Origin of the sequence: Methanoculleus sp., from assembly GCF_035363275.1 — an archaeon.
GTDB lineage: Archaea > Halobacteriota > Methanomicrobia > Methanomicrobiales > Methanoculleaceae > Methanoculleus.
In genome coordinates this window covers 1-16,899 of record NZ_DAOSET010000029.1, presented here as the reverse complement: position 1 = coordinate 16,899, position 16,899 = coordinate 1, and the positions used below count along the sequence as shown (strand labels likewise).

Here is a 16,899-nt window from a genome sequence, read left to right as displayed (position 1 = left end):
CGCCGTGCGATGCCGCCCCCTCACTCCTGCTGGACGGCGTGGACCGACTCCGGCGCGAACGAGACCCTGACGCGGCTGCCTTCGCGTATCCCCAAGTCGTCCACCACCTTCCAGGCGAGAACGGACGAGAGGGCGAACCCGCAGTCGACCGTCACCCTGCTGAACGGGCCGCGGGGGACGATGGAGGCAACGGTGCCAGGAAGGGCGTTTCTGCCGGGCGCGGCCATCGCGGCGTCCGCCGGGGCGATCCGGATGTCCTCCGACCGGATACAGAGGGAGACCCGCTCTCCCGGGCCGGGGAGCGCCGCGGCCCGGATCCGGACGCCGCCGGCAACGACTACGGCGTTGCCGTTCTCCCCGACGACGACGCCGTCGACGATGTTCTCGATCCCGACGAACCGGGCGACGTCCCGGCTTGCCGGGATGGTGAAGACCTCCCGCGGGGTTCCCACCTGCGCGAAGACACCGTTCATCAGCACCCCGATCCGGTGGGCGAGCCGCTGACCCTGGTACATATCGTGGGTGGAGAAGAGGATCGTCGTGCCGAGATCGCGGTTGATCCGGACGACCAGGTCCTCGATCGTCGCCACCGAGACCGGGTCGAGGTTCGCCGTCGGTTCATCCATGAGGAGGATCGCGGGCTCGATTACCATCGCCCGGGCAAGGGCCACCCGTTGCATCTCCCCGCCCGAGAGCGTCCGGGCCCGCCGCTCCTCGTAGCCGGCGAGACCGACCATCTCGAGGGCCTCCTCGACCTTCTCCCGGATCGCCGCCTCCCTCGCTCTCCTGAACCGGAGCCCGACAGCGATGTTCTCCGCGACCGTCGTGTTGAAGACCGCCGGCTTCTGGAAGACCATCCCCATCATCCGGCGGATGGAAAGACTTCTCTCCGTCTCCGCGTGGATATCAGTGCCCCTGACCCGGATCGCTCCCCCCGTCGGGGTGTCGAGGAGATCGATGAGACGCAGCAGGGTCGACTTCCCGGCACCGGAGGGGCCGATGACGGCAAAGATCTCCCCCCGCTCGATCCGTCCGGTGACGCCGGCAAGCACCTCCTTGCTGTCGAACGCTTTTCTGACGCCTTCAAGTTCAATCATGGGTTCTACCTGTGCTGCACTGTGGTTATGACAAGATTGACGGCGAGGGCAATGAGGAGGAGGAGGATCCCAAGCGCAATCGACTCGGAGATGTTGCCCATCGAGGTCTCAAGCGATATCGCAGTCGTCAGCACCCGGGTCGAACTTGCAAACGACGACGCCATGATGTTGCCGCCGACGAGAATCGCCGCCCCGACCTCGGATATCGCCCGTCCAAACCCGACCGCGACGGCCGCGAGGATCGCAAACCGGGCTTCCTTCATGACGTTTGCAAGGAACTGGAGGTGCGTCGCGCCGAGCGAGCGGAGGGTGTCCCTGATGACCGGGTCAACCCCGGAGAGCGCCGAGATAGTGAGCCCGGTCATGATCGGCAGGACGAGGACCGTCTGCGCGATGACCATGGCGGTCGGGGTGAAGAGCAGCCGCATAAAGCCAAACGGCCCGACCCGGGATATGAACAGGAATATGAGCAGCCCGACGACGACCGTCGGTAGAGAGTAGAGTGTCTGGATCAGGTTAATGAGGCTCTTCCTGCCCGGAAAGGTGCCGAAATAGATCGCAGCGCCGAGCGGAACGGCGACCAGGCCGGCAAGAACGGTTGCGGTGAGCGAGATCGTGATACTCCGAAGAGCGATGGCCATCACGTCGGCATCGAGCGTGACGATGAGCCGTGCCGCCTCCAGGAATCCCTCGACGATCTCGTACATGTTCTTGCCCTAATTGTGGTTCGCAGGCGGCAAAAAGGGGTGGGATTGGTGACCGGATCAGGCGATCGGGTCCTTCACTTCAGCCTCGGTCACGCCGATCTTCTCCCAGTCGTCCCCTGCAGCGTAGAAGAGGGGCTGGCCGTACTTGTCGACGCCGAAAGAGGCGATCTCCTTCTGGATATCGTCGGAGATCACGAAGTTGACCCAGTCCTTCGCGACGGTGCTGTTGATATCGGGGAACTTCTCCGGGTTGATCTGCATCGCCGAGTAGACGTTGAGCAGGATATCGCCCTCGTCCACGATCGTCACGAGGTCGAGATCGCCCTTGTAGGCGAGATAGGTCCCGATGTCGGAGAGGGTGTAGGCCTCCTTCTCGTTTGCCATCTCAAGGGTCGCGCCCATGCCCGTCCCGGCCTCCTGGTACCAGTCGCCGGAACCCTTTACCTCTGTCGTGTAGTTGAACCCGGCGGCCTTCCAGATGGCCTGCTCTTTGGAGTGCGTGCCCGATGCGTCGCCGCGGGAGACGAAGGTCACGTTCGCGTCGCCGGCCGTTCCCTTCTCGCGGATGGCGGTGAAGGCTGCTTCAGGGGTCATGTTCGCGACACCCGCCGGGTCGGACTCAGGTCCGACGAGGACGAAGTAGTTGTAGGCGAATACGCGCCGGTTGGTCCCGTAGCCATCGGCAAGGAAGGTGTCTTCACGTGCACGGTCGTGGACCATCATGACGTCCACGTCGCCCCGCTGCCCGTACTCGAGCGCCTTGCCGGTCCCGGCGGAGATGATCAGCACCTCGGCGTTGTACTGTTCCTCGAAGATCGGGGTGAGGTGGTCGAGGAGTTTGGTGTCATAGAGGCTCGTCGTCGTGGCGATACGGAGTTGCTGCTTCTCATCAGGGACCGGGTCAGTTGTCGTCCCGGTACAGCCGCAGATGAACAGGAGAGCGACCATGACGGCCGCAACGGCGAAAAGAGTTCGTCTAACCATAATTATCAAACAAACTATCGGAATACTCGTAATTAAATATAATGGATTTACTTTGAAGATCGGTTTATCAACTTTATCTGATTGACAAACGGGCCGGGTAAACTAATATGGGCAAGTCGGGGAGGCATGGCCACCCCATCCGGTTACCGTCACCCGACCACGATATCATGGTAGGTGTCGCCGTCAGCCTCGACGAAGAGGACGGCATTCCCTCCGATGAAGGCGGGTTTGGGGAATTTCCGGAGGGTGACGGTGCCTTCGCTGACCGCAGCGCCTTCGCGGGTCGAGACACGGTCGACGCCTGAGGCGAGGATCGCCGCGACCGTCTGGACGCCCCGGAGGTCCCGGGTCGTTCCCTTCTGGACGAACCGGCCGTCGTTCCCTGATGCTGCGAGCCCGACGCCGGCAAGCGCGCCGATCACGCCGTCCTCGGTGCCGCCGAGCCCCTCGAGGAGGATTCCTGCCCCGCGGGCGAGCGCGCGCGCCTCTTCCTGCGTCACGAGGCTCGCCTTTGCCGAGAGCCCGAAACGGGAGACCTCGCTCCCGACAGCAGAGCCGGCGGCAACGCAGATGCCGGGATCGCTCCCCTCGATAAAGTCGGCGAGCATCAGTTCCTTTGCCGCCGCAAAGACGTCGGCCGCGGCCCCGTTCTCCGCTTCCTGGATGTGGATGACCGCGGAGCTGTTATGCGAGGTGTAGGGGACAGCGGGGTGGACGAAGAGCTGGTGCCGGGTCACTCCCGTTACCGTGTATCTCCTGGCGAGTTCTGCTGCAATCGTGCGTGCGAGCCGTCCGGTTCCCCGGGACTCGCGGGTGTCGGTGTCGTCGATGCCGAGATAGATGGTCATGGGATCGCTTGCTGTACTGATCCACCCACAATACTAAATAAGACTTCTTCGAGGTCAATGAAAAAATGTTGATTTCGGGGATTCAGGCGCGGATCAGGGTGCCGACCCGCTCCCCGTTGATGGCCTTTGTAATATTGCCGGGGACGTGGGCGTTCACCACCTTGATCTCTCTGACGTGGACGGCATCCCGGAGCAGTTCGACCGCCATCGGTTCGAGCACCACATCCTCCATCTCCATCTCCAGGAGTTCATCGGCCGTAATCTCAGGGATGAACTCGGCGTCGGGATTCACAAACGGGTTCTCGGCATAAAGGCCGTCTACATTCTTCCCGAGGATGCAGTTCTTCCCGCCGACTACCTCGGCCATCAGGAAGGCGCCGGTGTCGGTCCGGTGCGGGGGAATGCTCCCGAGTTTCGGGGGGTGCTCGTAGAGCCCGTAGGGTGGGGTGCCCTGGACGACCGGGAGCATCCCGAGGGATATGAGCGAGGGGAGGTTTAAGAGATCGTCAGTGTGGATCCGGGTGCCGTTGTACTTCGAGAAGAGGATAGACATCATGATCGCGTTCTGCTCGCTGATCTTGCCCGCGAGTTCGGCCAGCACCCCCGTCGGCATGCCGAGGTCAATCCCGACGTCGAGGATGTGCCGCACCCGGGCGCCGCCGCCGGTGGCGACCAGGATCTTATTGTTTCGGGAGAGTTCCCCGATCTCCTCCACCAGCGGGTGGACAACCTTCCGCCCGTAGTCGATGACGCCGTGGCCGCCGATCTTGATAACGTTCAGGTCGGGCATGATCCTGATCTGCCGGACACCTTCGGTCTCGCGGAGCAGACCGCGCCGGACAAGGCTTTCACCCTTGAGCTTCGATCCCATCTCAAATCGTTCTGCCATAAAACACCACTCAATTCAGGTATGGAGGAAAACATTAAGTATCTTTGTGAGCTACCAGCAGGTATACCAGCTGGTATGAGGTGAAGAGAAGTATGAAGATCTATGCACGTGAACGCCAGAAAGTCGGCACCGGCGTGAAACAGCCGCGGTTCCGCGTCGTCGCCGTCGTCGAAGAGAAGGGCGAAGATAAGCACCTGAAGGTAGAGAGCACCCACTTCCGCAAAACCGAACTCGAGCAGATCGCCAAAGACATCGGCGCCGAGATCACCTACCTCGAGGAGATGCCCGAAGAAGAGCGGGGCGAGATGAAGGCGGAAGCGGCAGCGTAACCAGACCGGCTTCCTTTTTTCCTCACAACAACCAAACTTTCGCGATCGGATGTCCACACACGAGCATGACGATATCTTTGAGGCGGCAGCACAGATCCTCCTCGAGGAGGATCGGTGCGTAACCATCGGTTTTTACCCGGGCGGCATCGCCATACGTTTTCCCACCACCCGAAAACTTGCCGAGCATCTCGGGATCCCCCACTACTACGTCCTCCCCCGGTTCGGTGAGATGGAGCACGACGGGCTGATCCGCCGGGTTGAGCGGGTCGGGATCTCCACCACGGCCGCGGGGACAGAATGTCTTCTCGCGATCATGGCGGACCGGTATCGGGAGCGCGCCGAAGAGGTTCTCGATGCAGAGATCCTCTCCGCGCTCCAGGCCCGTGCGGGCGCACCGGGCGGCGGTGGGTCCGGGTAGCAGCAGGAGGGGTTAACTCCCTCGCTCACCCATCTTTCTCTACATGGAGTCGGGCGATCCGGTCCTCATCGGCGGTGTACCTCTTGACGCGCTCTTCGCGTTCGTTCTCACGCTTATCGGGCTCCTTTTCCTCGGCAACCTCGCCTACATGCTTCTCAGGCGGGCTCTGGACGGGCGGGTCTCCCCCGGAGCGGCCAAGTGGGCGGCGGCTATCCTCCAGTATGCCGTCATCATCGGCGGGGGCTACGCGAGCGCACGGTATCTCCTCGCCTTCGACCTGAGGGCCGTCGTCGCATCGCTCGGCATCCTCGGTATCGTCGTGGCCGTCTCGTCGAGCCAGATCATCCAGAACGTCCTTGCGGGGGTTCTCATCACGATCAACCGCCCGGTCCAGCTCGAAGAGTGGATCGTCGTCGGGGAGATGCCGTCGACAGGGCTCTGCAAGGTGCACGACATCTCCTTCACGACGACGATCCTCCAGGGTCTCGACGGCGGCCTCGTCCTCATGCCGAACTCGAGCATCATCGCCTCGAAGGTCATCAACTATTCCCGGGGCGGGCTGATGGAGATCCGTGTCTCGATCTCCGTCCCGGTCGCCGTTGACCTCGCGCAGGTGAAGGAGATCGCGCTCGCGGTAGCGCGCAACGACCCCCGGATCATCCAGGACCCCGGTGCGGGCGAACAATCCGCCATCCAGGACCTCTTTGATCTCCCCTACAACAGGCGTCTCCGCTCCGACCGCCCCGACCTTGCGCACCTCGAGCCCGCCATCCGTACCGCGTCGGTGACCGACGGCTGGATCAAACTGACCGTCGGGGCCTGGACCCGCAAGATCCCCCAAAAAGACGATATTGTCTCCCGGTACTTGAAGGAGGTTCTCAGGCGTCTCTCGGCTGAAGAGATCCCGGTCAAGGCCGAAGCATCATGACGGAAGGGCTTAATCTTCCCCTCTCTCACCCTTTAATATGCAGGAGAGCGGTTCGGTCCTCATCGGCGAGGTCTCCCTTGATGTGTTCCTAGCCTTTCTCTTCACCTTCGTCGGGTTTCTCTTTCTCGGCAACCTCGCCTACCTGCTCCTCCGGCGGGGTCTGGACGGGCGCGTCTCCCGCGGGACAGCCAAGTGGACGGCGGCCGTCCTTCAGTACGGCATCATCCTCGGCGGGATATACGCGAGCGCCAGGCACTTCCTCGCCTTCGACCCGACGGCCTTCGCCGCATCGCTCGGCATCCTTGGTATCGTCGTAGCGTTCTCGTCGCGTCAGATCATCCAGAACGCCATCGCCGGCGTCCTGATCACGATCAACCGCCCGGTCCAGCTCGAAGAGTGGGTGAGCGTCAGCGGAAGGCCGGAGACCGGGCCCGGCAGGGTGCAGGACATCTCCTTCACGACGACGACCCTCAAGGGGCTCGACGGCGGTCTGGTCCTCACGCCAAACGCGAGCATCATCACCTCAAAGGTCATCAACTACTCACGTGCCGGGCTTCTCGAGGTCACGATCCCGCTCGCCGTCCCGGTCACCGCGGACCTCGCGCGGGCGGAGGCGATCGCACTTGCCGCCGCGCACGACCATCCCTTGATCCTGCCCCACGTCGAGCCGGCCGAGCGGTCCGCCCTCCAGAGCCTCTTCGATCTCCCGTATATCGGGCGCCTCTCATCCGATCGCCCCGGCCCCGGTCATGCGTTGTTCGAGCCGAAGGTGCAGGTCTCGTCGATCAAGGAGGACTGGGTCAGGCTGACGGTGCGGGTCTGGATCCGGCAGATTCAGGAGAGGGACAGGATCGTCTCGGAGTATCTGGACGCGGCCATCGAACGGCTGAAGGCCGAGGACCTTCTTGACGAAAAGAAATGGGAGGATGAGCCCGGCCCCGGGCCTTCGGCATCTTCCCCGGAAGATGCGACCCGTGACAGGGGCGCCGCACCTGGACCGGCGGCGTGAGAATCGGGGGCCGGGAGGGGCTCCGCCGGCTCATGAAGACTCCTCGTACTCCCGGAGGTCCTTTGGCGAGAAGCTCCTGACCTTCACCTCCTCGATGCGCCGCGCGTCGACCCAGCCGCTCCTGACCTCGTCGCGGTGGTCGAACTGACGGACGTAGGGTTTGATGTCGAGGAGCGGCGTGCCGTCCAGCACGTCGATCCCGCGGACCCGGACGGTGCTGCCCTCGACGGCAACGACCTCGACGAGGGAGATGCCGATGGGGTTGGGGCGATTGCAGTGGCGTATGGCAAAGATTCCCCGTTCCCTGCTGCCGTCGGCGAAGGGGCGCTGGCGCAGAGAGAAGCCGTCCACCCGGTGAAAGTGGTAGAGGAGGTGAATGTGGGAGAACCCCTCGACCCCTTCGAGTCCTTCGGCGTATTCGGGAAAGACCTCGATGGTTCCCTCCGCCCCGGAGAAGATGCTCTGGATGGGTGTGGTGTCCCGGTCGGTGAACGGCGATCGGATGGTCCCGATGATCCGGTAGGTGGCGGTCTCTATGGCGTTATTCTCGTTCTGTCCCATCACGAGGTCATCTCCGTCGAGGTAGTGTAGGCAAGCGGTTCGGGTTTTGCCGTGCCGGTCACCGCCGGCGTACCGGCGGTATGTCTGCATGAAGAAGCGGCGGTTGATGTAAATGGCAGTGGAAGTATGGGAGACAGGTGCGCTCTCATAGGGATAATTACTCAATTGAGCAAAATAAATGTTTATAATCCGGATGATGTTGAGGTTTCTAACTTAACCCCCCTTACTGTTCGGGCAGGGTAATCGTTATCCCCTGGAAGGCCCGAACGCACCCGGGGACGTTATCCAAAACCCCAAGAAGGAGGCCTGACATACAGGGAGATGAAGCATGGCGGAAAGCGGCGGAACTGAGGAGAGAGGCATCCGGTTTACTCTTGAGGAGGTCGCCGGAGCCGTCGGCGACTTCGGAACCATCTTTCCCATCCTGCTCGGCGTCGCGATCGTCTGCCCGGACGTGAACGTCAGCCACTTCTTCCTCTTTCTCGCCGCCTGGTTCATCATCACCGGGCTCTACTACCGCCTCCCCATTCCCATCGAGCCGATGAAGGCGATCGGGGCCGTCGTCATCGCCGAAGGGCTCTGTGCCGGCGAGATCGTGGCCTCCGGCCTCGTCGTCGGGGCGCTCTTCCTCATCATCGGCCTCGTCGGCGGCATGGCCTGGCTTGAGGACCGGATCCCGAAAAGCGTCATCCGCGGCGTCCAGGCAGGGCTCGCGCTCCTCCTCCTCCGGACGTCGCTCGGCTACATCGTCGCCGATACCCTCGTCGCGATGCTCGCGATCGCGGTCATCGTTGTCTTCTTCATCGCGTCGCAGCGCACCCGGATCCCGGACGTCTCCGCCCTGCTCGTCCTCATCATCGGGCTTGCCGCCGGCATCGCCGTGCAGGGGATGCCACCGTTCCGCCTGATGCCCCTCCCCGCCCTCGTCCTCCCGGTGCCCTCAGACTTCATCACCGGCACCTGGGACCTCGTCCTCCCGCAGGTCCCACTCACGATCGCAAACGCCATCCTCGCGACGTCGCTCCTCACCTACGACCTCTTCCCGAAGAAGGGTGTCGACCCCGATAGGCTCTCGCGGACCATCGGGGCCATGAACCTGGTCTCGACGCCGCTCGGCGGGTTTCCCATGTGCCACGGTGCCGGGGGGCTCGCGGCCATGTACCGGTTCGGCGCGAGGACCGGCGGGGCGAACATCGTCGCCGGGATCTTCATTCTCATCTTCGCCGTCGCCTTCGCCCCGCCGGAGGTCCTGACCCTCATCCCGTTCGGGGTCTTCGGGGCACTCCTGGTCTTCGTGGCGCTCGAGCTCGGGAAGCACAGCGCGAAGACGGAGTCCTACCTGGTCACGGCGGTCATCGCCGTCCTCACCCTCGCGATCGGTCTCACCGTCGCCTTCATCGTCGGGATGGTCCTTGCCTACGTTCTGCAATGGCGGGCGGGCAGGCGGCAGCCCGGGTCGTGACCGGACCAGGATTTATCCCATCCGGCGTAAGACCCGGGAAGGTGCTCATGGACACCATCACCGTCCTCGGCCTCACCGCAGGAACGCTTAAGACGCTCTCGTTCGCGCCGCAGGTCGCGAAAGCCTGGCGCACGCGCTCGACCGCCGACCTCTCGCTCGCGATGCTCGTCGTCCTCCTTGCCGGTGTCCTGCTCTGGCTCGCCTACGGCGTGGTGAGAGCGGACCCCGCCATCATCGCGGCGAACGCCGTCACCGCCGGCCTCATCGGCCTGCTGCTCGTGCTGAAACAAAAGAACGGGTGAGGAGTTTCACCCGATGACGTGGATCGCCGTTGCCTTGACGGAAAGGGTCACGGCGATCCCCGGAACGAGCGCGAGATCGCGTGCCGACCGCCGTGTCAGGACCGCGGTGAGCGTGACACCGCAGTCCACCTTCACCTCGGCGACGGGACCGTTCTCCGCGACGGAGACGACCCTCCCGGCCATCGTGTTCCGGGCGCTGGAGCGACGTTCGTCCCCGGTGACGAGGACGACATCGTCGGCCCGGATGCAGAGGGTGACCGCTTCGCCGGCGGCAGCCTCCGTCACCACCTCGAAGGTCCGCCCCCCGGCATCCACCGTCGCGTGCCCGTCCTCGTTTGCCGTCACGATCCCGTCAAGGATGTTCTCGATGCCGACGAACGAGGCGACTTCGCGGCTCCGTGGCGTGTTCAGGACAACTTCGGCCTCTTCCTCGTCCACGAGGGTCCCATCGATGATCACCGCCACCCGGGTGGCGAGGAGGTGCGCCTCCCGGCGCGAGTGGCTCACCTGGACGATGGTGAGCCCCTCCTCCCGGTGGAGGCGCCGGAGGTCGTCGATGAACCTCTCCTGCGTGACCGGGTCGAGGGCCGAGAGGGGTTCATCAAGGAGGAGGATATCGGGCTTCACCGCGACGGCACGTGCGAGCGCCACCCGCTGCTGCTCGCCGCCGGAGAGGGTGCCCGGGTAGCGGTCGGCAAGGTGAGCGATCCCGAACCGCTCGAGGAGCCCCGCGACCCCGGTCCTGGCCTCTCCCTTCCGCATCCCCCGGACACGGAGGCCGTAGGAGACGTTGTCGGCGACCGTCATGTTCGGGAAGAGCGAGTAGTCCTGATAGACGAGGGCAACCCCCCGCTTCTCCGGCGGGAGCGCGGTGATCTCCTCGTCCCGGAGGAGGACGCGGCCGCTGCCTGGCGAATGAAGGCCGGCGATCGCCTCGAGGAGGACCGTCTTTCCCGCGCCGGACGGCCCGATGATGAAGTAGTAGTCGCCCTTACCGACATTCAGGCTGACGTCCTTCAAGCAGAACGAGCCAAGGGTGAGCGAGACGCGGTCAAACTCTATCATCGTGCCTCCCTAAGCACCGGGTCATTCGCCGAAGAAGATAGAAGACTCCTAAACTGACCAGGATGACCGTGAACGCGATGCTCCTGCTTGTCTGGATGCCGTCCGTCGTGAACGAGTAGTAGATCAGCGTCGATATGATGAACGGGTAGTAGGCGATCATGATAACGCCGGCGAACTCTCCGATAGCCCTCCCCCAGGCAAATATTGCCCCGTTGTACATGTGCCGGAGGCTTAAGGGGAGCGTGACCGTGCGGAAGGTGGTGAACGTCCCGGCACCGAGCGTGCGGGCGACGTTCTCAAGGTGGACCGGGACCTTCTCAAAGCCCTCCCGCATGGTGTTGACATAGAACGGCGAGGCGACGAAGAGCATCGCGACGACCGTTCCCGGGTAGGCATCCTCGAACGCGAGCCCGATCCCGGAGAGCGGTGCGCCGAGCCAGCCCCGGCGCATGAAGAGGAGGTAGACGAGCAACCCCGCCACGGTGTGCGGCAGGATGAGGGGGATGTCGACGATGCTCTCGACGACGCCCTTGAAACGGGACGGATGCGCCCGGGCGAGGACGTAGGCGAGCGGGGTCCCGAAGAGGGCGAGGAGGAGGACGGCGTTCGCCCCCGCAGCAAACGTGAGAAGAATGGAGTGGATCACCTCCGACGAGAGCGCCACCTCGAGGAGGTGAGCCGGGTTTCCGAGTTCCGCCGTCGCCATGCTCGCGAGCGCGAGCACCGTGATCCCGACGAGCGCCGCTCCCATGATGCAGAACCCGACGATGCACCAGTCTACGTAGCGTCCCCGGTGCTTCTTCCACCGGGTGAGGGATGCCTCCCTGCCGCCCCGGAGAAGATCGCCGGAAATGACTCTGGTCTTCATGTCCGTATGTAATCCATGCTCCTCCCGGGAGGGAGGAGCGATTGGCATAAGGACAATTGACGGCGGCCTGATGTAAGAGTGTCGCTTTTTGCGCGGATTAACCCGTTTCCGTTAACCTCTCATGCTCTACCTGCGGATAAGGTGGACCGCCTTCGCCTGGAGAGAGACCCAGACCTCCATCCCCTCACGGAGGCCGAGGGCCTCCGCCCTCCTCGCGGTCACCAGCGCGACAAGATCGCACCCGCAGTGGACCGTCACGTTCACGAACGGTGCCGTGGGTTCGATACGGGTGACCGTGGCGGGGAAACGGTTCTCCGCCTCCTCGTGCTCCGGTTCCCGCCGGTGCAGGGAGATATCCTCGCCCCGGGCGACCATCTCGACCTCTTCGGCGGGCGGCGGGGTCGCCGAGAGCATCTGTCTTCCATGTGCCTCAACGATGGTGAATCCGTTGCTCCGCGAGACGACCCGGGCCGGGATGATATTCTCGGCGCCCACGAATCGGGCGATCCTCCGGTCCTTCGGCTCGCGGAAGACCTCGCGCGATGGCCCGGTCTGGGCGATCGTGCCGTCGATCATCACCGCGATCCGGTGGGCGAGCCTCTGCCCCTGCGAGAGATCGTGGGTGCTGATGAGGACAGTCATCCCGGCCTCGCGGTTCAGGCCCGTCACGATCCGCTCGATGGTGGCGGTCGATGTCGGGTCCAGGTTCGCGGTCGGCTCGTCCAGGAAGAGGATCTCGGGGTCCGTCACGAGCACCCTCGATAACGCCACCCGCTGTTGCTCGCCGCCGGAGAGGTCGGTCGCCTTGCTCTTGATGTAGCGGGAGAGCCCGACGGCTTCGAGGGCTTCTTTCACCTTCCTCTCGATATCCTCGCCGGAGGCTCCCCGGTAGCGCAGCCCCATCGCGACGTTGTCGTAGACGGACGCGTTGAAGACGATCGGCCGCTGGAAGAGCATTCCCATCCGGCGGCGCAGATCGAGCCAGCGGCCGCGCTCCTGTACCACGTCGATCCCGAAGACCGAGATCTCGCCGCCGTTTGCGGGCTCGATCAGGTCGAGAACCCGGAGAAGCGTGCTCTTCCCGGAGCCGCTCGGCCCGATGAGCGCGAGGATCTCTCCTTTCCCGACCGAGAGGTCAACGTCGTGCAGGACCCTGAGGTTGCCGTAGAACTTCGTGATATCGTGTGCCTCGATGATCGCCATCATATCACCGCCGCTGCACCAGGGAGAGGGTGATGTTTACACCGAGCGCCACCGCAAGGAGGATGATCCCGAGTGCAATCGAGAGGGAGTAGTTTGCCATCGATGTGTTGAGCGCTATCGCGGTAGTGAGGACGCGGGTGGCGCCCCGGATGTTCCCGCCGACGATCATCACCGTCCCGACCTCGGCGATCGCCCGCCCGAAGCCCAGGAGGACGCCGGCCATGACTGCAAACCGCGCCTCAGCGATGATCGTCATGATCGTCTGGAGCCTGCTCGCGCCGAGGGCGGTGATCGTGTAGCGCTTGTCCCGGTCGATCCCGGAGAGCGCCGAGACCGTCAGCCCCATCAGGAGCGGGATGATGAGGATCGTCTGGGTGACGATCATACCGCCAGGCGTGTAGAGGAGGCGAAGGAACCCGAAGGGGCCGATGTTCGAGAGGAGGAGGAACATGAGCAGGCCGACGATGACCGTGGGGAGCGCGTAGAGCGTCTGGAGCGTGGAGACGACCGCGTGCTTCCCCCGGAACTCGTAGAAGTAGATGAGCGCGCCGAGCGGGAGGGCGATCAGCGCGGCAAAGAAGGTGGCGGTGAGGGAGACATAGAGGGAGCGGATGGTGATCTCCACCACCTGGGGATCGAGGGTGACGATGAGCTCGATGGCCTCGATGAACCCCTCGATGATCGGGTTCTCGTTCACCACGCGCTCTCAGCCTCCATTACCCTGCCGTCCACCTCGTTCACGCCTCCCTTCCACCTCTGATCTGCGCTTATCCGGTCACCTCTCCCGTGCAGGTGCAGTTGAACGGCGGCTCGGCGCACTCGGGAGCGTAGAGCGGCGTAAAGAGCGGTTTGCCGAACTCCTCGGCGCCGAAGTTCCCGATCATCTCTTTCGTCTCGTTCGTGGTGAGCCAGTTGATGAACTCCGCGGCACCTTCGGCGTTCACACCCGGGTGCTCTTCGGGGTTGACGGCGATTGCGCTGTAGCGGTTCAGGAGTTCCGCACCCTCGGCAATGACCGGCACCAGGGTGAGCCGGTCAGCGAACGAGAGATACGTCCCTTCATCGGAGAGCGTGTATGCCTGCTGCTCGTTTGCCAGGATCAGGGTGTCGCCCATGCCCTTGCCGGCCTCGACGTACCAGCCCCCGGTGTCCAGGATCTCGGTGTCGTAGTCGTAGCCCGCCTGCTCCCAGAGGACCTTCTCCTGGTTATGGGTCCCGGAGTTGTCGCCGCGGGAGACGAAGATGACGCCGGGGGTGTTGTTCGTGCCGGCGAGATAGATCGTCTTGAAGGCCTCGACCGGGGTCATGTTCGCGATCCCCGCCGGGTCGGACTCCGGCCCGACGATGATGAAGTAGTTGTAGGCGATGCACCGCGGGTCGATCCCGAAACCGTCGTCGACGAACTGCTGTTCAAGGTCCGGGGCGTGGACGAGCACCAGGTCGACGTCGCCGCGCCTGCCGGAGTCGATGGACTGCCCGGTCCCCTGGGCGATGAACTGGAGGTCCATACCGGTCTCGTTCTCGTAGACCCGTTCGAGTTCCGCGAGCAGCCCGGTGTTCTCGAGGCTCGTCGTGGTGGCTATCCGGAGGACGTTCCCCCCACCGGCGGGAGTCGTCGTGGCGGTCGGGGTCTCGTTGCCGCCCGGCGCCGTCCCGGTACACCCCGCACCGAGAGCGAGGATGAGCAGGATCGCGATGATGCCTGCCGTCGGAAGAGTCGCATTCGTTCTCATAACAACGCGTCAGGATGTTCGACCGATGCTAAATAGTTAACGGTGGCCAGATGTCAACAATATGCCTATCGTCCTCCCGGAGCAATCCCCGTGCCGAACCGCCGCATGCACCGATACTGAGGCGGTGTCTCCGCCACCTGCCTCTGTCTTCTGGCAGGCAGCAGAGATTTCACGCCCCGGACCGCTGTAGCACGGTGCGAGCGGTCCCGATTCACGCCGTCGCGTTACCGGTCGTCGCGTTTCCCTGTCCCGAGCAGGTGGTGCAGTTGAACGGCGGCTCGGTACACTCGGGCGGGTAGAGCGGGATGAAGAGCGGCTGGCCGAACTCCTCGACGCCGAAGTTCCCGATGAACTCCTTGGTCTCGTCCGAGGTGATCCAGTCGATGAAGTTGTTGGCCTCATCGATGTTGACGCCTTCCGCCATCTCGGGGTTGACCGCGATTGCGCTGTAGCGGTTCATGAGCTGGTCCCCCTCCGTCACGAGCTGCACGAGTGCCAGCTGGTCCTGAAGGGCGAGGTAGGTCCCGATGTCGGAGAACGTGTAGGCGTTCCTCTGGTTGGCGAGGGTCAGGGTCTCGCCCATGCCGCTCCCGGTCTCAAGATACCAGGCCCCGGAGTCCTGGATGTCGGTAGTGTAGTTGTAACCGGCCGCTTCCCAGATCTCCTTCTCCCGGGTGTGGGTCCCGGACTCATCGCCGCGTGAGGCGAACGAGACGTCGGGGGTGTTGTTCGTGCCGGCAAGGTAGATCGCCTGGAACGCCTCGACCGGGGTCATGTTCGCGATCCCCGCCGGGTCGGACTCCGGCCCGACGATGAGGAAGTTGTTGTAGGCGAAGCACCGTTCGTTGATGCCGTAGCCCTCGTCGATGAACTGCTGCTCAAGCGACGGCGAATGGACGAGAACCAGGTCGACATCGCCGCGCCGGGCGGTGTCGAGGGACTGCCCGGTCCCCTGGGCGGTGATCTGTACGTCTACGTCGGAGGTGTTCTCATACATCAGTTCGAGCTCGTCAAGAAGGCCTGTATCACGGAGGCTCGTCGTCGTTGCTATCCGGAGCACGCCCGGATCTGCCGCCTCCTGCGCCGTGACGGAGACGGCACATGCGGCGAGCAGCACTACTACGATGCCCAGAAGGGGCACCCACGATCTTGGAGTCATGCGGGCGGGCCTTCGGTAGACAAAATATTTAGTCTTTTTTATAGTTGTTAACAAATAATAGTTGTAAAGCCCTTTCCGAAAACCCGCTCATGCGAGGAGTGGTTTTATCCGGCGCCCCGGAAGTCGAAACCTTAACGCTCCTCCCCGCCGACCCTGTTCCTCATGTGGCAGGCGCTGGATATCGAGACCTGGATTGCCGGTCGACGATCGGACCTTGACCGGGTGAAGGGACCGGTCTCGGAGATCATCGGAAGGGTGCGGGCGGAGGGCGACGCGGCCCTCCTCGACCTGACGAAGAAATTTGATAAGATCGATCTGGAGGAGATCGCCGTCTCCGACGAGGAGCGGGAGGCGGCCTACGACCAGGTGGACGCACGGCTGGTCGAGAGCCTGGTGGAGGCGGAGGCGCGGATCAGCCGGTTCCACGAACTGCAGCGCGGGCGCGACCTCTGGCTCCAGGAGATGGAGCCGGGGATCACCCTCGGCGTCAAGACGACGCCCTTATCCCGCATCGGGGCCTACGTCCCCGGCGGGCGGGCGGCCTACCCCTCGACGGCGCTGATGTGCACCATCCCGGCAAAGGTCGCGGGGGTCCGAGAGATCTGCTGCTGCACCCCGCCGCCGACGAGCCCAATCACGCTCGTTGCGCTCGATATCGCCGGGGTCGACGAGATCTACCGGGTCGGCGGCGCCCAGGCGATCGCAGCGATGGCGATCGGGACGGAGACGGTCCCAAAGGTCGAGAAGATCGTCGGCCCCGGCAACGTCTACGTCACCGCGGCGAAGATGCTTCTGCGCGACGAGGCGGAGATCGACTTCCCGGCGGGGCCAAGCGAGATCGCGATCCTCGCCGACAACACGGCGAACCCGACCTTCATCGCGGCCGATATCCTGGCCCAGGCCGAACACGACCCGAACGCCGCCTGCGTTCTGGTGACAACCGAGACGACCCTCGCCTACCGTGTCGGGGCCGAGGTGAAGCGGATGGCAGAGGGCGCTGCCCGCCGCGAGATCGTGGAGAAGGCCCTCGACCACTCCGGCTACATCGTCACCGGCGGGCTCGACGAGGCGGTGGCGACGGTCGACGGCATCGCCCCCGAGCACCTCTCGGTCCAGGTGGCCGACCCGCTCGCCGTCCTCAACCGGATCCGGAACGCCGGGTCGATCTTCGTCGGCCCCTACGCGGCGGTGGCCTGCGGCGACTACGCGTCGGGGACGAACCACGTCCTCCCGACGGCAGGCTATGCCAGTTTCTACTCCGGCCTCGACGTGAACCACTTCTGCCGGCGCTCGACGGTCCAGGTGATCACGCGGGAGGGTCTCGAAGCCATCGGCGA

Annotated in this window: 19 protein-coding genes; 7 read left to right on the top strand and 12 right to left on the bottom strand. The window is 64.0% G+C overall.

Going from position 1 to position 16,899, the window contains the following annotated elements; translation table 11 throughout:
- Positions 1-20 precede the first annotated feature (20 nt).
- From PLN84_RS07850 to PLN84_RS07830, 5 genes are all read right to left on the bottom strand, one after another.
- Positions 21-1,097, bottom strand: a complete 1,077-nt coding sequence (locus PLN84_RS07850) for an ABC transporter ATP-binding protein (protein ID WP_292386635.1) — start codon at positions 1,095-1,097, stop codon at positions 21-23.
- A 5-nt stretch (positions 1,098-1,102) separates the two neighbouring features.
- Positions 1,103-1,804, bottom strand: a complete 702-nt coding sequence (locus PLN84_RS07845) for an ABC transporter permease (protein WP_292386634.1) — start codon at positions 1,802-1,804, stop codon at positions 1,103-1,105.
- Positions 1,805-1,861: 57 nt separating this feature from the next.
- The gene (locus PLN84_RS07840; protein ID WP_292386633.1) at positions 1,862-2,788 is read right to left on the bottom strand and encodes a substrate-binding domain-containing protein; all 927 of its coding nucleotides are present in this window, start codon (positions 2,786-2,788) and stop codon (positions 1,862-1,864) included.
- A gap of 149 nt (positions 2,789-2,937) precedes the next feature.
- Positions 2,938-3,636, bottom strand: coding sequence for an ABC transporter substrate-binding protein (locus PLN84_RS07835; RefSeq protein ID WP_292386632.1), 699 nt, complete (start codon positions 3,634-3,636; stop codon positions 2,938-2,940).
- An 82-nt stretch (positions 3,637-3,718) separates the two neighbouring features.
- Positions 3,719-4,525, bottom strand: a complete 807-nt coding sequence (locus PLN84_RS07830; protein WP_292386631.1) for a uridylate kinase — start codon at positions 4,523-4,525, stop codon at positions 3,719-3,721.
- Positions 4,526-4,617: 92 nt separating this feature from the next.
- Here PLN84_RS07830 and PLN84_RS07825 point away from each other — a divergent pair, with 92 nt between their 5' ends.
- From PLN84_RS07825 to PLN84_RS07810, 4 genes are read left to right on the top strand one after another with little or no spacing between them, the layout of a single operon-like run.
- Complete coding sequence (locus PLN84_RS07825; RefSeq protein ID WP_292386630.1) at positions 4,618-4,854, top strand: hypothetical protein; 237 nt, start codon at positions 4,618-4,620, stop codon at positions 4,852-4,854.
- Positions 4,855-4,903: 49 nt separating this feature from the next.
- Positions 4,904-5,272: a hypothetical protein gene (locus PLN84_RS07820; RefSeq protein WP_292386629.1), complete on the top strand. Its 369-nt coding sequence runs from the start codon at positions 4,904-4,906 to the stop codon at positions 5,270-5,272.
- Between the two features lie 43 nt (positions 5,273-5,315).
- Positions 5,316-6,200: a mechanosensitive ion channel domain-containing protein gene (locus PLN84_RS07815; protein WP_292386628.1), complete on the top strand. Its 885-nt coding sequence runs from the start codon at positions 5,316-5,318 to the stop codon at positions 6,198-6,200.
- Between the two features lie 37 nt (positions 6,201-6,237).
- A complete protein-coding gene (locus tag PLN84_RS07810; protein WP_292386627.1) occupies positions 6,238-7,209 on the top strand; it encodes a mechanosensitive ion channel family protein in 972 nt (323 codons plus the stop codon).
- Between the two features lie 30 nt (positions 7,210-7,239).
- On the opposite strand, the gene tsaA is transcribed toward PLN84_RS07810, so the two are convergent.
- On the bottom strand, positions 7,240-7,770 hold the full coding sequence (gene tsaA, locus PLN84_RS07805; RefSeq protein ID WP_292386668.1) for a tRNA (N6-threonylcarbamoyladenosine(37)-N6)-methyltransferase TrmO: 531 nt from the start codon (positions 7,768-7,770) through the stop codon (positions 7,240-7,242).
- Between the two features lie 328 nt (positions 7,771-8,098).
- Here tsaA and PLN84_RS07800 point away from each other — a divergent pair, with 328 nt between their 5' ends.
- Together PLN84_RS07800 and PLN84_RS07795 are read left to right on the top strand one after the other, a co-directional pair.
- Entirely contained in the window at positions 8,099-9,232 is a 1,134-nt protein-coding gene (locus PLN84_RS07800) for a putative sulfate/molybdate transporter (protein WP_292386625.1), read from the top strand.
- A 47-nt stretch (positions 9,233-9,279) separates the two neighbouring features.
- Positions 9,280-9,534 carry a SemiSWEET transporter gene (locus PLN84_RS07795; protein WP_292386624.1) on the top strand — a complete coding sequence of 85 codons (255 nt, stop codon included), beginning with the start codon at positions 9,280-9,282 and terminating at the stop codon, positions 9,532-9,534.
- A 6-nt stretch (positions 9,535-9,540) separates the two neighbouring features.
- On the opposite strand, the gene PLN84_RS07790 is transcribed toward PLN84_RS07795, so the two are convergent.
- The 6 genes from PLN84_RS07790 to PLN84_RS07765 form a co-directional block, all read right to left on the bottom strand.
- Complete coding sequence (locus PLN84_RS07790) at positions 9,541-10,599, bottom strand: ATP-binding cassette domain-containing protein (RefSeq protein WP_292386623.1); 1,059 nt, start codon at positions 10,597-10,599, stop codon at positions 9,541-9,543.
- The gene (locus PLN84_RS07785; RefSeq protein ID WP_292386622.1) at positions 10,586-11,467 is read right to left on the bottom strand and encodes an ABC transporter permease; all 882 of its coding nucleotides are present in this window, start codon (positions 11,465-11,467) and stop codon (positions 10,586-10,588) included. Before PLN84_RS07785 ends, PLN84_RS07790 begins: the two co-directional genes overlap by 14 nt.
- A gap of 126 nt (positions 11,468-11,593) precedes the next feature.
- A complete protein-coding gene (locus PLN84_RS07780; RefSeq protein ID WP_292386621.1) occupies positions 11,594-12,670 on the bottom strand; it encodes an ABC transporter ATP-binding protein in 1,077 nt (358 codons plus the stop codon).
- 4 nt (positions 12,671-12,674) lie between these two features.
- Positions 12,675-13,370 (bottom strand): ABC transporter permease, encoded by a 696-nt coding sequence (locus tag PLN84_RS07775; RefSeq protein ID WP_292386620.1) that lies wholly within the window; start codon positions 13,368-13,370, stop codon positions 12,675-12,677.
- Positions 13,371-13,437: 67 nt separating this feature from the next.
- The gene (locus PLN84_RS07770; protein ID WP_292386619.1) at positions 13,438-14,403 is read right to left on the bottom strand and encodes a substrate-binding domain-containing protein; all 966 of its coding nucleotides are present in this window, start codon (positions 14,401-14,403) and stop codon (positions 13,438-13,440) included.
- A 211-nt stretch (positions 14,404-14,614) separates the two neighbouring features.
- The gene (locus PLN84_RS07765) at positions 14,615-15,562 is read right to left on the bottom strand and encodes a substrate-binding domain-containing protein (protein ID WP_292386618.1); all 948 of its coding nucleotides are present in this window, start codon (positions 15,560-15,562) and stop codon (positions 14,615-14,617) included.
- A gap of 162 nt (positions 15,563-15,724) precedes the next feature.
- Between PLN84_RS07765 and hisD the strand changes: the two genes are divergently transcribed.
- Positions 15,725-16,899 (top strand): histidinol dehydrogenase (gene hisD / locus PLN84_RS07760; RefSeq protein ID WP_348531995.1); only part of this gene is annotated, 1,175 nt, incomplete at its 3' end.

Bases quoted from the DNA above. Each gene is read 5' to 3' on its own strand.
- PLN84_RS07850 (WP_292386635.1), bottom strand. From the start codon at position 1,097: ATGATTGAACTTGAAGGCGTCAGAAAAGCGTTCGACAGCAAGGAGGTG.
- PLN84_RS07845 (WP_292386634.1), bottom strand. From the start codon at position 1,804: ATGTACGAGATCGTCGAGGGATTCCTGGAGGCGGCACGGCTCATCGTC.
- PLN84_RS07840 (WP_292386633.1), bottom strand. From the start codon at position 2,788: ATGGTTAGACGAACTCTTTTCGCCGTTGCGGCCGTCATGGTCGCTCTC.
- PLN84_RS07835 (WP_292386632.1), bottom strand. From the start codon at position 3,636: ATGACCATCTATCTCGGCATCGACGACACCGACACCCGCGAGTCCCGG.
- PLN84_RS07830 (WP_292386631.1), bottom strand. From the start codon at position 4,525: ATGGCAGAACGATTTGAGATGGGATCGAAGCTCAAGGGTGAAAGCCTT.
- PLN84_RS07825 (WP_292386630.1), top strand. From the start codon at position 4,618: ATGAAGATCTATGCACGTGAACGCCAGAAAGTCGGCACCGGCGTGAAA.
- PLN84_RS07820 (WP_292386629.1), top strand. From the start codon at position 4,904: ATGTCCACACACGAGCATGACGATATCTTTGAGGCGGCAGCACAGATC.
- PLN84_RS07815 (WP_292386628.1), top strand. From the start codon at position 5,316: ATGGAGTCGGGCGATCCGGTCCTCATCGGCGGTGTACCTCTTGACGCG.
- PLN84_RS07810 (WP_292386627.1), top strand. From the start codon at position 6,238: ATGCAGGAGAGCGGTTCGGTCCTCATCGGCGAGGTCTCCCTTGATGTG.
- tsaA (WP_292386668.1), bottom strand. From the start codon at position 7,770: ATGGGACAGAACGAGAATAACGCCATAGAGACCGCCACCTACCGGATC.
- PLN84_RS07800 (WP_292386625.1), top strand. From the start codon at position 8,099: ATGGCGGAAAGCGGCGGAACTGAGGAGAGAGGCATCCGGTTTACTCTT.
- PLN84_RS07795 (WP_292386624.1), top strand. From the start codon at position 9,280: ATGGACACCATCACCGTCCTCGGCCTCACCGCAGGAACGCTTAAGACG.
- PLN84_RS07790 (WP_292386623.1), bottom strand. From the start codon at position 10,599: ATGATAGAGTTTGACCGCGTCTCGCTCACCCTTGGCTCGTTCTGCTTG.
- PLN84_RS07785 (WP_292386622.1), bottom strand. From the start codon at position 11,467: ATGAAGACCAGAGTCATTTCCGGCGATCTTCTCCGGGGCGGCAGGGAG.
- PLN84_RS07780 (WP_292386621.1), bottom strand. From the start codon at position 12,670: ATGGCGATCATCGAGGCACACGATATCACGAAGTTCTACGGCAACCTC.
- PLN84_RS07770 (WP_292386619.1), bottom strand. From the start codon at position 14,403: ATGAGAACGAATGCGACTCTTCCGACGGCAGGCATCATCGCGATCCTG.
- PLN84_RS07765 (WP_292386618.1), bottom strand. From the start codon at position 15,562: ATGACTCCAAGATCGTGGGTGCCCCTTCTGGGCATCGTAGTAGTGCTG.